The sequence below is a fragment of the Roseovarius sp. SK2 genome, from assembly GCF_028807495.1.
GTDB classification, from domain to species: domain Bacteria; phylum Pseudomonadota; class Alphaproteobacteria; order Rhodobacterales; family Rhodobacteraceae; genus Roseovarius; species Roseovarius confluentis.
In genome coordinates this window covers 97,896-111,613 of sequence record NZ_JARAMK010000005.1, presented here as the reverse complement: position 1 = coordinate 111,613, position 13,718 = coordinate 97,896, and the positions used below count along the sequence as shown (strand labels likewise).

23 protein-coding genes and 1 tRNA gene are annotated in these 13,718 nt (G+C 61.0%); 21 read left to right on the top strand and 3 right to left on the bottom strand.

Annotation, left to right across the window (positions count from 1 at the left end; translation table 11 throughout):
* Nucleotides 1-27: 27 nt before the first annotated feature.
* The 19 genes from PVV74_RS11635 to PVV74_RS11545 all read left to right on the top strand — a co-directional run bounded on the left by PVV74_RS11635 (nt 28) and on the right by PVV74_RS11545 (nt 9,763).
* Entirely contained in the window at nt 28-330 is a 303-nt protein-coding gene (locus tag PVV74_RS11635; protein WP_274593308.1) for a helix-turn-helix transcriptional regulator, read from the top strand.
* Between the two features lie 254 nt (nt 331-584).
* The gene (locus PVV74_RS11630) at nt 585-1,295 is read left to right on the top strand and encodes a hypothetical protein (RefSeq protein ID WP_274593307.1); all 711 of its coding nucleotides are present in this window, start codon (nt 585-587) and stop codon (nt 1,293-1,295) included.
* Complete coding sequence (locus PVV74_RS11625) at nt 1,292-1,705, top strand: hypothetical protein (RefSeq protein ID WP_274593306.1); 414 nt, start codon at nt 1,292-1,294, stop codon at nt 1,703-1,705. The genes PVV74_RS11630 and PVV74_RS11625 overlap by 4 nt, the downstream gene beginning before the upstream one ends.
* Nucleotides 1,706-1,709: 4 nt before the next feature.
* A complete protein-coding gene (locus PVV74_RS11620) occupies nt 1,710-2,099 on the top strand; it encodes a hypothetical protein (RefSeq protein ID WP_274593305.1) in 390 nt (129 codons plus the stop codon).
* Between the two features lie 119 nt (nt 2,100-2,218).
* A complete protein-coding gene (locus PVV74_RS11615; RefSeq protein ID WP_274593304.1) occupies nt 2,219-2,992 on the top strand; it encodes a hypothetical protein in 774 nt (257 codons plus the stop codon).
* A gap of 8 nt (nt 2,993-3,000) precedes the next feature.
* On the top strand, nt 3,001-3,666 hold the full coding sequence (locus tag PVV74_RS11610) for a 3'-5' exonuclease (protein ID WP_274593303.1): 666 nt from the start codon (nt 3,001-3,003) through the stop codon (nt 3,664-3,666).
* Complete coding sequence (locus PVV74_RS11605; RefSeq protein WP_274593302.1) at nt 3,666-3,857, top strand: hypothetical protein; 192 nt, start codon at nt 3,666-3,668, stop codon at nt 3,855-3,857. Before PVV74_RS11610 ends, PVV74_RS11605 begins: the two co-directional genes overlap by 1 nt.
* Nucleotides 3,854-4,033 carry a hypothetical protein gene (locus tag PVV74_RS11600; protein ID WP_274593301.1) on the top strand — a complete coding sequence of 60 codons (180 nt, stop codon included), beginning with the start codon at nt 3,854-3,856 and terminating at the stop codon, nt 4,031-4,033. Before PVV74_RS11605 ends, PVV74_RS11600 begins: the two co-directional genes overlap by 4 nt.
* A 160-nt stretch (nt 4,034-4,193) precedes the next feature.
* Complete coding sequence (locus tag PVV74_RS22880; RefSeq protein WP_425061836.1) at nt 4,194-4,790, top strand: HNH endonuclease signature motif containing protein; 597 nt, start codon at nt 4,194-4,196, stop codon at nt 4,788-4,790.
* Entirely contained in the window at nt 4,790-5,497 is a 708-nt protein-coding gene (locus PVV74_RS11590) for a hypothetical protein (RefSeq protein WP_274593299.1), read from the top strand. The genes PVV74_RS22880 and PVV74_RS11590 overlap by 1 nt, the downstream gene beginning before the upstream one ends.
* Entirely contained in the window at nt 5,497-5,964 is a 468-nt protein-coding gene (locus PVV74_RS11585) for a hypothetical protein (protein WP_274593298.1), read from the top strand. The genes PVV74_RS11590 and PVV74_RS11585 overlap by 1 nt, the downstream gene beginning before the upstream one ends.
* Nucleotides 5,961-7,049 (top strand): DNA cytosine methyltransferase, encoded by a 1,089-nt coding sequence (locus tag PVV74_RS11580; RefSeq protein ID WP_425061835.1) that lies wholly within the window; start codon nt 5,961-5,963, stop codon nt 7,047-7,049. The genes PVV74_RS11585 and PVV74_RS11580 overlap by 4 nt, the downstream gene beginning before the upstream one ends.
* Nucleotides 7,046-7,381 (top strand): HNH endonuclease, encoded by a 336-nt coding sequence (locus PVV74_RS11575; protein ID WP_274593296.1) that lies wholly within the window; start codon nt 7,046-7,048, stop codon nt 7,379-7,381. Before PVV74_RS11580 ends, PVV74_RS11575 begins: the two co-directional genes overlap by 4 nt.
* A gap of 10 nt (nt 7,382-7,391) precedes the next feature.
* Complete coding sequence (locus PVV74_RS11570) at nt 7,392-7,787, top strand: hypothetical protein (protein ID WP_274593295.1); 396 nt, start codon at nt 7,392-7,394, stop codon at nt 7,785-7,787.
* Nucleotides 7,788-7,871: 84 nt separating this feature from the next.
* A complete protein-coding gene (locus tag PVV74_RS11565; protein WP_274593294.1) occupies nt 7,872-8,090 on the top strand; it encodes a hypothetical protein in 219 nt (72 codons plus the stop codon).
* Nucleotides 8,091-8,231: 141 nt separating this feature from the next.
* Nucleotides 8,232-8,519 (top strand): hypothetical protein, encoded by a 288-nt coding sequence (locus PVV74_RS11560; protein ID WP_274593293.1) that lies wholly within the window; start codon nt 8,232-8,234, stop codon nt 8,517-8,519.
* Nucleotides 8,509-8,973, top strand: coding sequence for a hypothetical protein (locus PVV74_RS11555; RefSeq protein ID WP_274593292.1), 465 nt, complete (start codon nt 8,509-8,511; stop codon nt 8,971-8,973). Before PVV74_RS11560 ends, PVV74_RS11555 begins: the two co-directional genes overlap by 11 nt.
* Nucleotides 8,966-9,340, top strand: coding sequence for a hypothetical protein (locus tag PVV74_RS11550; protein WP_274593291.1), 375 nt, complete (start codon nt 8,966-8,968; stop codon nt 9,338-9,340). Before PVV74_RS11555 ends, PVV74_RS11550 begins: the two co-directional genes overlap by 8 nt.
* Nucleotides 9,341-9,514: 174 nt before the next feature.
* Nucleotides 9,515-9,763, top strand: a complete 249-nt coding sequence (locus PVV74_RS11545; protein ID WP_274593290.1) for a hypothetical protein — start codon at nt 9,515-9,517, stop codon at nt 9,761-9,763.
* On the opposite strand, the gene PVV74_RS11540 is transcribed toward PVV74_RS11545, so the two are convergent.
* Together PVV74_RS11540 and PVV74_RS11535 are read right to left on the bottom strand one after the other, a co-directional pair.
* Nucleotides 9,748-10,821: a tyrosine-type recombinase/integrase gene (locus tag PVV74_RS11540; protein WP_274593289.1), complete on the bottom strand. Its 1,074-nt coding sequence runs from the start codon at nt 10,819-10,821 to the stop codon at nt 9,748-9,750. The genes PVV74_RS11545 and PVV74_RS11540 overlap by 16 nt on opposite strands.
* A 33-nt stretch (nt 10,822-10,854) precedes the next feature.
* Nucleotides 10,855-10,939: transfer RNA gene (locus PVV74_RS11535), tRNA-Leu, on the bottom strand.
* A gap of 163 nt (nt 10,940-11,102) precedes the next feature.
* Between PVV74_RS11535 and PVV74_RS11530 the strand changes: the two genes are divergently transcribed.
* Entirely contained in the window at nt 11,103-11,600 is a 498-nt protein-coding gene (locus PVV74_RS11530; protein ID WP_103764003.1) for a Hint domain-containing protein, read from the top strand.
* Nucleotides 11,601-11,626: 26 nt separating this feature from the next.
* Here PVV74_RS11530 and PVV74_RS11525 read toward each other — a convergent pair whose 3' ends face one another.
* Entirely contained in the window at nt 11,627-13,180 is a 1,554-nt protein-coding gene (locus PVV74_RS11525; protein ID WP_274593288.1) for an NAD(P)H-hydrate dehydratase, read from the bottom strand.
* 168 nt (nt 13,181-13,348) lie between these two features.
* Between PVV74_RS11525 and PVV74_RS11520 the strand changes: the two genes are divergently transcribed.
* Nucleotides 13,349-13,687, top strand: coding sequence for a P-II family nitrogen regulator (locus PVV74_RS11520; RefSeq protein ID WP_103764005.1), 339 nt, complete (start codon nt 13,349-13,351; stop codon nt 13,685-13,687).
* The last annotated feature ends 31 nt before the right edge of the window (nt 13,688-13,718 follow it).

The window sequence follows — 13,718 nt, the reverse complement described above, 5'->3', positions numbered from 1 at the left end:
AATATGCTTAGCAATGCAATACGCAAAATGCGCAGTGCGCCCTGTGGAGAAATCTTTATTGTCTCCGATATGTTGGAAGAGCTTGAAGATAGCCGCGAAGCAGTGGCCGCACGACTGGAAGCCGCGCGAAAAGCGCTAGGGCTTGAAAAGAAAGAGTTTGCCGAGCGGGCTGGCCTGTCGATGCAGGTCTACGGCCCGTTTGAAAACGGCAAGCGCGACCTAACTCTGTCTGCTGCGAAAAAGCTACGCAAGACCTACAAGCTTCCGCTCGAATTTCTGTATTTCGGAAATATCGAAGACCTGCCCACCAGGATTTCGAGCAATCTCTGATCCATCCCGTCAGTGAACTCATCCCAAAAGTCCAGAGACATACCAGAATTCTTGCGCGCCTCTTTCAATAACTTGAGCCGAGTCTTCTCTTCCATATAACACCTCCACGAATCGTTTCAGCATAACGTGTTCCCGTTGCGTTCCAACTGCCGATTTTTAGGCACTACGCAATTTGTTTATTTTTGGGCTTGTCACTAAGCAAAACGCGTAGTAACTTCCTCCCATAGCCAAACACGGCGAAGGGAGTAAACGACATGACCACCACCATCCCCGAAGCACTTCCCCGCATCCGCGCTGCTATCGACGCGGGTATCCTGACCTCCGGCACATGGGGCGACGGTGATAGCGCCGTCTGCATGATGAGCGCCGCAGTACCACAGGCAAAATGCACCGCTGAATGCGTAACTGCCGGTTGGCCTGAATGGCTGGCGAAATTGAACGTCACATTGTTTGACGCTGACGTAGGTGCGGACGACGAAGAAAAGGCACGTCAACACTTTGCCCTGTCAGTGGCCGAAGCGGTCTCGAAGCCGGTCGATTTCGACAAGGCGCGCGACCTGTTCTTGATCCGTCAACTGGATACCGGAGAGTATTCCGCACTCAAGACGCTGCACAGCCTTGACGGTGAGTGGTCACAGCAAATCGAGGCGGTGCAAGGTGTTGTTGCGTTGCTGCACCGACGCGCGATTGGTGAGGACGTTGCGGGAGAAATGAACGCCGCCGCCTATGCCGCCGCCCGTGCCGCCGCCCGTGCCGCCGATACCGCCGATACCGCCGATACCGCCGCCCGTGCCGCCGCCCGTGCCGCCGCCCGTGCCGCCCGTGCCGCCGCCCGTGCCGCCCGTGCCGCCGCCCGTGCCGCCGATACCGCCGATACCGCCGCCCGTGCCGCCGCCCGTGCCGCCCGTGCCGCCGCCCGTGATGATTTGATCTCGGCGCTTAACGAGGCGGGAGAAACGACATGAACATGCCAGCCCACCAGATCGCAGCCTTCGAAGCTGCAACCGACGCCGGGGACATTCTTCCCGCACTTGGCAACACCCACGCTGACACCGTTCGCCGCATTCAAGCCGTCTGCACCGTGATCGACATGGCCAAGGCCATCTGGACCCGCCGTGGCCCGCATCACTGCGAGACCTTTGAGCAACTGGCCATGTACGGCACCCGCCCCCACCGCAACGCCATCGCATCGGACTGGTATCAGGCCGCGCTGGACTTTCTCGGGGCCTTCGTACCCGGCGGGCGTGAAGGCCGTGTTGACGCCATGACCGAGGCAGAGCGCCGCGCCGCAATGACGGCCTGCCGTGAAGCCGCAAAGCGGATGGAAGGGCGTTACCGCGCCCGCATCCTCGAAATTCGTCAGAAAGGAATTTGAACCCATGAAAACGATTACTGAAATTCAGGACGCGCTGGCCGATCTGGTCAAGGCCATGAGCGATAAGGGTGTTGTCGCGCCGAAAGCAGATCTTAAGGTGACGACTGGTCGGTTTGTGGCTTGCATTGAAAGCGACATAAAGGCGAGGTCGCTCTCCGGTGATTGGCTTAAGTCCTTTTACTGTGACGCGCCAGAAGAAGGCCTTTCCAAAGCCCGCGACTTCATTGCTAGCCTGCCCAGCCCCGAAGAGGCGGTAACGAACGAATACCTCAAGCGCGTTGCCAGCGCCGTGGACTACGCCACCGAGAACAGCATTGACGACGAGTACGTTGCCCCGCTGCGCGGCGTGACCTGCGCCATGACGGACAACCTTTTGACCAAAGTTGACGCATGATCCGCGAAATCCTCGAAGGCGTTATCGGCCTCACATCCTTCATCGCCGCCATATGGGGCGCTTGGGTAATCCTCCACGGTTTCGGCTTCTGAGCCGCCACTCACGGAAAGGAATGAAGCATGACTGCACAACAGAAGATCGACAAGGAAAAGGCCGCAACGGTCGAGAAGCCCAAGCAGGGCCTCGATCTGCTGCGCGAGCCCTTCCCGCCGCATCACATTTCCAAACTACCAAAGCCGACCAAACGCCAGACCGAAGAAGTCCGCAACGACTTCAAGAAGGGCATCCGCTGTCAGCAATGTGGCCAGTGGCACCACCCGCAAGTCGTTCACTTGGATTATGTGGGCCACGCCGCCCTGACCGATCGGCTGCTGGACTGCGACCCGAATTGGAACTGGGAGCCTGTGGCGTTCAGCGAGGTCGGAACGCCGCTCATGGACGACAACGGCGGCATGTGGATCAAGCTGACCGTCTGTGGCCAGACCCGCCTTGGCTATGGCCACCCGGACGGCAAGCGCGGCGGTGACGCCATCAAGGAAGTGATCGGGGATGCCCTGCGGAACGCTGCCATGCGCTTCGGTGCGGCCCTCGACCTTTGGCACAAGGGGGACCTGCACGGCCCCGAGGATGAGCCGGAGGACAAGGGCGACGAAGGCAGGAAGCAGAGCGACAACGCGCCTTCGCAAGATGCTGTAGACAACGCCAAGGACAGCTTGGCGAATGCCGACACGCTCGAACGCCTGCGCGCCATCTGGTCCGACCTGCCCAAGCCCGTTCAGCACGTCGCCTCAGTGATCGAGGCGAAGGACAAGCGCAAAGCCGCGCTGGAAAAGACTGCCGACGACACCGAAAGCGTCACCGACACAGTTGACGACGAAATTCCCCACCAGTGAGAGACACCATGGAAAAGACCGTATTCCTCGACATTGAAACCATCCCTTCGCAGTCAGACGAAGTGCGCGAGTTCTTCCGCGACGAAGTTAAGGCACCCGGCAACATCAAGAAGCCCGAGAGCATCGAGGCATGGCTTGCCGAGAACCGTGACGCCGCCGCCGCCGAGGCGCTGGCCAAAACCAGCTTTGACCCGGCACTTGGCCATATCTGCACCATCGGCTGGGCCATTGACGACGAAGACCCTGTGACCGCGCACGCCTACGAGGTCGAGCAAGAGGCCGACATTCTTCGCGCGTTCTTCGCCAGTTTCCACAGTTTCCACCGGCTGACCTTCGTCGGACACAACGTGGGCGCCTTTGACCTGCGCTTCATTCTGTGCCGGGCCGTTGTGCTTGGCGTGAAGGTGCCGGCATCCCTGCCCCGTGATCCGAAGCCGTGGGACAAAACGATCTTCGACACAATGCTGGCATGGGCCGGCACGCGCGGGACCGTCAGCATGGACAAGCTGTGCCAGGCGCTTGCCCTGCCCGGCAAGGACGGCTTCGACGGCTCAATGGTGGCCGAGGCATGGGCCAACGGCGAGCACGAGCGGATCGCGGAATACTGCGCCGATGATGTTCGGAAAACCCGCGAGGTCTGGAAGCGTTTTGAAGCAGTGGGGCTTGCAGCCTGATGCCCGCCGGACGCCCACGCAACCCGATATACGACACCGAGGAATTTACCCGCCTTTGGTACTCCCGCCTCACGCTCAAGGAGATAGCGCACCAGCTTGGCGTGTCTGCCAACAGCGTTCATTCCGCTGGTCGCCATCGCGGGCTGCCCAAGCGGTCCACGATGCGCCCCGGCGATGAGGTGGCGGCATGACCGAAGCTGAAAAATTCGCCGCTGAATACCTTCGCCGCGAACGCGCCGCCCACTCCACCAAGCAAGGCGCGGACTGCAAGGCTATCCTCGCTGACCTCGCCCAGGAATGGGAGTGGGACTACGAGGACGCCCGCGCCGCGGTTCTGGACCACACTGTCATTCTGGGGGCCGGGTGATGCGCAGCGACGTCGTAGATATCACCGTCCACCTTCACCACGAAACGGGAAAGGCCGTTCTGGTCAGCGACACGGGAGACAAAGCCGATGCGGTTTGGCTTCCTCTGTCGCAAGTCGAGATCGAGCCAGAGGGAGCGACGCACGTTGTCACGCTGCCGGAATGGCTTGCAATAGAACGAGGTCTCCTATGAAGACTTGTAGTGTTTCGGGCTGCAATGGGCCGCATTACGCAAAGGGATTTTGCAACAAGCACTGGAGCAGGATGCGGCGCAACGGTTGCCTGTCTCTAAAGGCAGACCCGGCGAAAACATGTCGCGTATCTAACTGCGGTGGAAAGCACTTAGCAAAGGGGCTGTGTCGAAAACACTACCTCAGAAAATACCGAACTGGATCACTGAACACTTCAGTTCTGTATGGTGAAACCGCCCTAAACAGGGTGCTGTCCAAGGTCGTCAAAACTCAATCTGGATGCTGGGAGTACACCGGCAAACTTACCCCTAAGGGGTATGCGCACGTAAAGTCAGACGATGGCAAAATGCGATTTGCGCACCGAATTGTATTTGAGGCCTATATCGGTCCAGTTCCAGAAGGAAAAGAAGTCGATCACCTTTGCAGGAACAGGTCTTGCTGCAATCCAGATCATCTTGAGGCCGTCACGCATCAAGAGAATTGCCGTCGCGGAAACGCCGGTCACGACCACGCCAAAAGGCCGCGAAACCACTTGGGCCAGTTTTCTTCCGAAAAGGGGCTGATCTGATGCAGACCAAACCGATACTTTTCAGCGCGCCGATGATCCGGGCTCTACTCGCCAGCCGCAAGACGCAGACGCGGCGGCTTATCAAAGATCGAGGCGTAATGCCGGAGTTCTGCGGCGGTCGATACGACGACCGAAACGACCCGTCATGCTGGGGCTGGCAAGACTTCGACCGGGGCGATTGGGTGACGCTGGACGAATTTCCGCACTATCGGTTTGTTCCCTACGCCGTCGGCGATCTGCTTTGGGTGCGGGAGGCGCACTATCTGACGGATGACGGCGAAAGCGAGTACGCAGTTTTTGCAGCGGACCAAAGCGACGTTGATGAGCATTTGGCCGACATGCAGGCCACTATGGCCAGCCACCCATCTATAGACTGGTCCAAGCATCTTCGCCTACGCCCCTCGATCCACATGCCCCGCTGGGCCAGCCGCCTGACGCTCCGGGTGACGGACGTGCGGGTGCAGCGGTTGCAGGAGATTAGCGATAGGGATGCTCTTGCAGAGGGCGTCGACTGCGCGGTTAATCCTGTGGCGGGACAAGACGTTTGCATTGACGGCGAGTTTTGGCCGGGTGGTCCATCCCGAATGTTTCGCAGCCTCTGGGACAGCCTCAACGCCGCTCGCGCGCCTTGGGCGGATAACCCGTGGGTGGCCGCTTACACCTTCGAGGTCCACCAGCGCAACGTCGACCAGATGGAGACGCAATAGTGGCTTCCCGCATTCTCCGCACCACCGAAGACGTTGACGCATTCGTGCGCCTGCTCTGCGAGGTCAAGCTGCCCGTCACCGTGACATGGCAGAAAGGCGCAGACCGGAGCCACGAGCAGAACCGTCTTGCTTGGCTCTGGGCGAACGAGGTTGCGGAGCAGCTGGGCGACCGAGAGGCGCCAGACGTGCACGCCGAATGGAAGCTGACCGTCGGCATTCCGATACTTCGGGGCGATGATCCCGAGTTTCGAGACACCTACGACGCCACGGTCAAGCACCTCACATACGAGGACAAGATCCGGGTGATGCGCGATCTGGACTTCCCCGTTACGCGTCTGATGCGGGTCCGCCAGATGTGCCGGTTTCTCGACCAGATTGAGCGGCGCTGCATGGAAATGGGGCTCAGCCTGACGCAGCCGCCCGACGATCTGGCCCGCTACAACGAGCGGTATGGGAGGGCAGCATGAGCCGTGCTGCATATTACAACGAGAACGACCCAAAGGCGGCCGCATGGCTGCGCGAACTCATCCTTCGCGGTCACCTGCCCGAGGGGGATGTCGATGACAGATCCATTGCAGATGTCGCTGTTTCAGATCTTAGAGGATACGGGCAATGCCACTTCTTCGCAGGAATCGGCGGGTGGCCACACGCCCTGCGCCTCGCCGGATGGCCAGACGAAAAGCCCGTCTGGACCGGAAGTGCTCCCTGCCAGCCATTCAGCCAGGCAGGACAGCGAAAAGGATACGACGACGAGCGACACCTCGCCCCTGTCTGGCTCGGTCTTATCGAACAGTGCCGGCCTGCAACGATCTTTGGCGAACAGGTTGCAAGCGCGGCTGGGCGAAATTGGCTCTCTGATCTACGGCTTGAAATGGAAAGATTGGGATACGCAGTCGGGGCCGCCGATCTGTGCGCTGCGGGCGCGGGCGCACCCCACATCCGTCAGCGTCTCTTTTTTGGCGCTGTGCTCGGCGCTGGGGCCTGCGTGGCCTCTCCCGCAGGTGGGGCAGTTGAGCGGTTGGCCGACGGCGCACACGTCAGCTTCGACCGGGGCCGGGACGCAGGGCCGAGCGGGCGGTCTGAACATTCAGACGGCTGCGGCAATGGCAGGCTGGCCGACGGCGACGACGCGGGACCACAAGGACGGGGCGTCGGAGGGCACGGCACCGATCAACGGACTGCTGGGGCGAACGGTGTGGCTGGCGGGCTGGCCGACGGCCAATGCGGGGCCACAGAACGACACGGACACGAAATGGCGGGAACGCCGGGAAGAGTGCAAGAAAAAGCACGGGAACAACGGATTTGGCCTGACGCTTGGGATGGCGGTGCAGGAAGTAGGCCCCATGCGCCTGACGAGTTCTGGCGAGACGCGGACTGGCTCTTTTGCCGAGATGCCAAGTGGAGGCCAGTTGAACCCGGCACATTCCCGTTGGATCATGGGATACCCGCCCGAGTGGGACGCCTGCGCGGTTACGGCAATGCCATCGTCCCGCAAATCGCGCAAGTTTTCATAGAGGAATTCAGCGGCGCAGTGATCGAGGCCGCAGCATGACACGCGCCGAATTCACCATGAAGACCAAGAGGGCTGCATGGGACCGCGCCGGCGGGGTTTGCGAATGCGGCTGCGGCCAGCCCTTCGGCAAGCATCCCAAAGAACGGCCCGAATACCATCACCGCGTTGAGGCGGCAATCGGCGGAGACAACAGCCTAGATAACTGCTGGTGCATCCGCTCCGACTGCCACCGCGCCATTACGTCGAATGTCAGCGCGCCGCGGGCCGCAAAGGTTCGGCGCGAGGACAAGCGCCAACGCGGGCTATCCAAGCCGAAACAAAAGATTTCTTACCGTCGCTTCGACGGAACGCCGGTGCGGAACAATGACTGAGGGAAAACCAATGACTGACCTGATTGAACAACTTCGCAAGCTTGAGGGGCAGACGACTGAGGGGCCTTGGCGCATCCACGACTGCGAAAGCTACGGGGATCGGTGCAAGACCTTTTACCAAGAAATCTGGAACGACGAAACAGACATTCTTGTGACCACCGAAGTGACCCGAGCGCAAAACGATGGCGGCACGTACAACATGCGCCTCATAGCACTAGCCCCGTCTATGGCGAAAAAGCTGCTGGCGGCGGAGGCGGTGGTGCGGGCGATGCACGACCTATCGGAGTGGCAATCCTACGACAGCGCCCGAGCCGTTTTCGACCCTCCGATGCCCGAGAAGTACGAATGCACCAACGATGCCAAGGCCGCGATGGTGTCTGCTCTGGATGCATACGAAGCACTTTGAACCCCGCGCACTCCTCCCGCGCGGACAGCGCCGGGGCCGATCCTCCTCCCCGGTCCCGGCGCACATTAACGAAAGGAATGAGAGATGCAGACTTACGACGCATGGAAACTCGCCTCACCGGATGACGAACGGCACGAGGTTGGCACCGAGGATGGTCAGCCGTGCCTGCGATACCACGAGCCGGACGAAGACGCACCACGCGGCTACAAGCCCAAGCCGTGCCCCGGCGTGATGGAGCCGCACCTTGACTGTCGAACCGGCGAAACATGGATCGAGTGCGACACCTGCGGGGAAACCCCATGATCGCCCGCGCCTTTCATCAACTCCCCCGCAGCCAGTGGACGTGGCGCACCCGCGTACCTGCGGTCACAGCAAAGGAACTTATGTGGAACAGCATGGCCGGGGCCTTGGGAACGCTGCCGGTCACACACAAGGAGATGAGAGATGAAAGGAATTGAGAGCATTGCCGCCGAACGTAAACGGCAGATCGAGCAAGAGGGTTGGACACCAGAGCATGACGACACGCACGTAGCCGGTGAAATGGCTGATGCTGCTGCGTGTTATGCCCGGAACAGCGTTGACCCAGAGGATTGCCCAAAACCAATTTGGCCTTGGTCAAAAGATTGGTGGAAGCCAAAGACGCCACGCGAAGATCTAGTTCGCGCAGGCGCTCTGATCGCCGCCGAGATTGATCGCATTGACCGGCGGAAGGACCAACCCCATGACCAGTAACACCGAAGCACCGGAAAAAGCAATCGCCAAGGCCGCACTCGGCGTCGAATGGGAAGACACAGAAAGTGCTGCCCGTCGAGTGGCAGAATACGCCGCCGACCTCGCCACCCGCCAGCAGGCCGAGGCCGTGGCAGCAGCGTATGAGGCGGCGGCATGGACGCTAGAGGAAAACGTCCCAGCTACAGCAGCGGAGTTCGGCCCCAAGTCTTTGGAGGTACGCCTTCTGGACGCTCAGGCCAAGGCCATCCGCGCCCTCACCCCCTCCGACGCCACCGCCGCGATGGAAGCCCGTGACGCGAGGGTGTGGAACGAGGCGATTGAGGCTGGAAAAGCTGCGATAGATGAGGACTGCAAGGACAAGTGCGGAAGACCTGATGACGACCGCTGTGTCAACTGTCTTGTTCACGTTCTTGATGCCCTCAAGAAGCCCGAAGGAGACAAAGTCGATGGATGATCTGACAAACCCGGAGCATGCGGAGCGGTTGGCGCTGACGCATGATCAGTTCACAATCGCAGACAACGGCGTGGACGGTGAAGCCTATCCAATGCGCATGGCAACCCACGAAAAGACCGCCGCCACCCTCCGCGCCCTCTCCGCAGCACTGGAACAGGCGCGGGCGGCCTTAGGGCTGTGCTTGAGCAACATGACCGCGCCGCACGCTTCTTTTGAAACCGGCTGCTGTATGTGCGGGACTGACATGGACGCAGGGGTGTGGGCGCATGGGGGGCATACGCCGACCGATAGCGGCTTGTATAACGCAGATCAGGCTATTGAGGACGCCCGCCGCGTCCTATCAATGCTGGATATGGGGGACGGGTGATGCGCTGCACCTATGAACAGCCGCAATGCTGGCACCGCGTGATGGAATGGGGCTGCACCTGCTCGCTGCCCAGGTCGCGCAAATGCCCGACTTGCGGCCAGCCGATGCCAAAGGACACCTAACTCATGCTCCTGGCCGTGAAAGACACGACTGCCGCCCGGATGGAGGTAAGCAATGACTGAACGAACCATGTTTCTGGTAGAACCCGAGGCGCTGGAAAGCCTGCTGGCCCGCCTTGACGCCATCGACGCCAAGCTGGACGCAGTGCAGATGCAGCCCGCGCCGGAATGGCTCACAGTGAAGGAGTACGCCAAGCGCGTTGGCCGGGATGTCTCGACCGTTCGTCGCTATGTCGCATCCGGCAAGCTGGAAACCCGCGAAGAATGCGGGGCCACCATGATCCGCGTTCAATCCAACCGCTGAGCCAGTTGCTCGGCGGTAGCATTGTAATAGGTCATAAGCTGAGAGATATTCCGATGCCCGACCATCCGCGCCAGATCCAGAACATCCAGCTTCCGCGCAAGCTGCGTAATAGCCGCGTGACGGCTGTCATGGTACGTCAGGTTGTCCACCCCTGCCCGGTTGCGCAGCTTGGCCCACAGGGCGCTGATAGACGCGCTGGTGAGGCCGAACACGGTATCCCCCATGTCGGGTAGCACTCGCAACAGCCGAACGGCCTCAGTGGACAGAGGAACGTCCCGAGACGTTCCGTTTTTCGTCATGGTCAGCCGCAACGTCCTGCGTTCTAGGTCAACATCGCCCCACGTCAGCCCCGCCACTTCACCGGCCCGCAACGCGGTTTCGATGGAAAACAACCACGCATGGAATACCCGCGCCGTCGCGTTGTTTAAATCCTCGCCAGCCGATAACCTCAGTCGCTCAATTTCATCCGCTGTCGGCAATCTGTCGCGCGATTTCCCCTGTGGGGGCCTGCGAACGTCCCGCAATGGGTTGTGCGAGATAACACCCCACTCCTTGCGGGCCACGGTCAGCACCGCCGATAGCTGCTCCATTTCCCGGCGTACGGACGATCCCTTGACCTCCTTCAAGCGTCGATCCCGCCAGTCTGCGAAATCCGCCGCCGTCAGTTCGCCAATCGGCACCTTGGCCACCTTGTCCCGCCGCAGCCGCTCAATGCGCACGATTTCCTCGCGCCCGCCACGCTTCTTTGACGAGACCTCGCGCCCGTATTTGTCCAGCAGATCCCCGAAGGGCATGGCCGAACGGGTTTCGTCCTCGTGCAAGATCAGGTATTCTTGCCGCGCGGCCCAGTTCTTCGCTTCGGTGCGGGTTTCGCAAACCTTGGACATGCGCTTGCCGCGCCGATCGACCTGCGCCCGCCACTTTTTCCCGTGCTTTGAGATGCTCGCCATAAATCCCCCACGCCTGCGGGCTGTATGGGGGATACCATGCACAAACATGCGCGATTCTGGCAAGTGGGGGAATTTTCGGGGGATAATCTTTCCCCATTTTTCACGCATTTTCGTGCATACGCGTGCAAAATATGCTATTCGTGGTGCGGGTGAAGGGACTTGAACCCCCACGCCTTGCGGCGCCAGAACCTAAATCTGGTGCGTCTACCAATTCCGCCACACCCGCATCGAGCCGCGTCTTAGCAAAGCCTTCGGATGGATGCGAGGACAATTTCCCCCGCAACACATCCACCAAATTTGCCCAGCCCTTGAACAAAACGCGCGACATTAACGAAATCTTGACGTATGGTGATAAAAAATCTGAGGCAGAAAACAGAGCGAGATAGCCCATGGAACCGAAAACGGTCGGGGGCACAGGCGGGATAAATCCGTCCGGGGCCAAAGCGCAGGCCAGCGGCTTTGCCGCCGGTGCAGTTATCATGACATTGGACGGCGAGAAAACGGTGGAAGATCTCCGCCCCGGGGACCGCGTGATCACGCGCGACACCGGCATGGCCATCCTGAAGGACATCCCGGTTCAAACCCTGCGCACCCGGGCGATCCGAGTTCAGGCTGGATCGCTCGGTCACACCCGCCCCGTGCGCGACGTCCTGCTTCCCGCAGGCCAATCCCTGCTGATCCGCGATTGGCGGGCAGAGGCGATGTTCGGCTCGAAGCGCGCCGTGGTACAGATCTCGCAGCTTGTCGACGGCGAATTCATCACCGACGAGGGCGAGGCGGACCTGACACTCTATACTCTCGATTTCGACACGCCCCACATCGTCTATGTCGACGGGCTCGAAGTGGCCAGCACCACCGATATCGAAGCGCTGTCCAAAGCCGCGTGACCCTGTCCCGGGCCTGACCCGGGACCTCACACACTCAATACGCGCAACACCTTCGGCAACTCTTCCGGCAGATCCTCGGCGATCAGGCCCGGACCGAAAGAGCGGGCGCATTCCACATGTAACCATGCCCCTGTCTCCGCGGCCTGCATCGGCGCAAAGCCTCGCGCCAACAGCCCGGCAATGAACCCGGCCAGCACGTCCCCTGCCCCCGCCGTCGCCAGCCAGGGTGCAGACCGTTCATACTGGGCAGAGGTGATCGAACAGCGACCATCGGGATCGGCGATCACCGTATCCGGCCCTTTGAACAACACGACACATCCTGCCCTGTTCGCCGCCGCGCGCGTCGCATCCACCTTGGAATAGGCCGGGCCACTGGTGGGCGCCGCGTTCAGCTTCTCGGCAATATCCGGGAACAGCCGCGCGAACTCTCCGGCATGCGGGGTCAGAACACTTTGCTCATGCAACATGCCGAACAGCGTTTCCGGCTGCTCTGCAAACGCCGTCAGCGCATCCGCATCCAGCACCACCGACCGTGTAGGGTGGGTTTCCAACCCACCCCCCGCAAGCGCCGCCGGCACCAACTCGCGCGCCCGCTCGACGCCCAGCCCCGGCCCCAGGCAGACCGCATTCAACCGCCCGTCCTCCAGCACCGCTGCCAGCCCGTCGCCACCCTCGACCCGACGCAGCATGATCGACGTCACGTGACACGCCACCTCCTGTTGCGCATTCGGCGGTACGCCCAGTGTTACCAGCCCCGCCCCGATCCTCAGCGCCCCGCGCGCCGCCAGCCGTGCGGCCCCGGTGCGCCCCGCGCCTCCTGACAGAACCAGCGCATGTCCGTGGCCATATTTGTGCGACGTCGCCGCCTTGCGCAGTCGCCCACCGGGCACCCGGTCCACCAACCGCACAACCCCGTCCGGCGCGGCATCTTGGGAGAGCCCGATGCTCTTGACCACCACCTTGCCCGCCTGTTGCGCCCCGCGTGACAGATAATGCCCCAGCTTGGCCTCATGGAAACTTACCGTCAGATCTGCGGTCGCAAAGGTACCCATTGCGCGACCGCTGTCGGCGCAAAGCCCTGAGGGTATGTCCACAGCCACGGTGCGAACATGTCTCGACTCTCGAAATCCATCGAACGCCACCAAAACCTGCGCAAGTCCCCCTTCCACGGGCCGGGAGAGTCCTGTTCCGAACACGGCATCCACGAAAAGGTCGGATTTTTCCCGATGCTCAATGTCGCGGCTCATGTCGCCAACCTTCCCCATCGCCGACCACCGCTGGTAATTCACACGTGCGTCCGGAGGCAGCTTGGCGGGGTCTCCATAGAGAATCACCTCCACGTCCCAGCCCCACTCCTTCAACAACCGCGCCACGACGAACCCATCGCCGCCATTGTTCCCCGGCCCGCACAGTACCACCGCCCGGTGCGGTGCCGCGGCCAACTCTGGCCACTCTTCGAATACTGCTGCGACCACGCCGCGCCCGGCGCGTTCCATCAGGTCCAGCCCGGTCGCCTCGCCCGACGCAATCGCGGCTTCTTCGATGGCGCGCATCTGGGCCGCGGTAAGCAATTCGGTCATTCCCGCTCCTTTTCGATTCAATTCCGCGCAAAAATAAGTCAACACGCCTAAATTTTAATCACTCAAAGGGTTCGCCCTGCCACAACTCCGCCCGAGCCTCCTATCCGATTGTGCCGCGTTAACAGAAATGATCTGCAAAGTCCGCAAGTCAGTCGGAGGAGTCGACCCATGAAAAAAATCGAGGCGATCATCAAGCCTTTCAAGCTCGATGAAGTGAAAGAAGCGCTTCAAGAGGTGGGTGTACAAGGCCTCTCGGTGATCGAAGTCAAGGGCTTCGGCCGCCAGAAGGGCCACACCGAGCTCTATCGCGGTGCGGAATATGTCGTCGATTTCCTGCCCAAAGTGAAAATCGACGTCGTGCTGGACGACGATCAGGTCGACGCCGCCATCGAGGCCATCGTCGATGCCGCCAAGACCGACAAGATCGGTGACGGCAAGATCTTCGTCAGCCCCGTCGAACAAGCCATCCGCATCCGCACCGGCGAGTCCGGTTCGGACGCGCTGTAAACTACACCTGGAACCACAACGAAGGGATCAA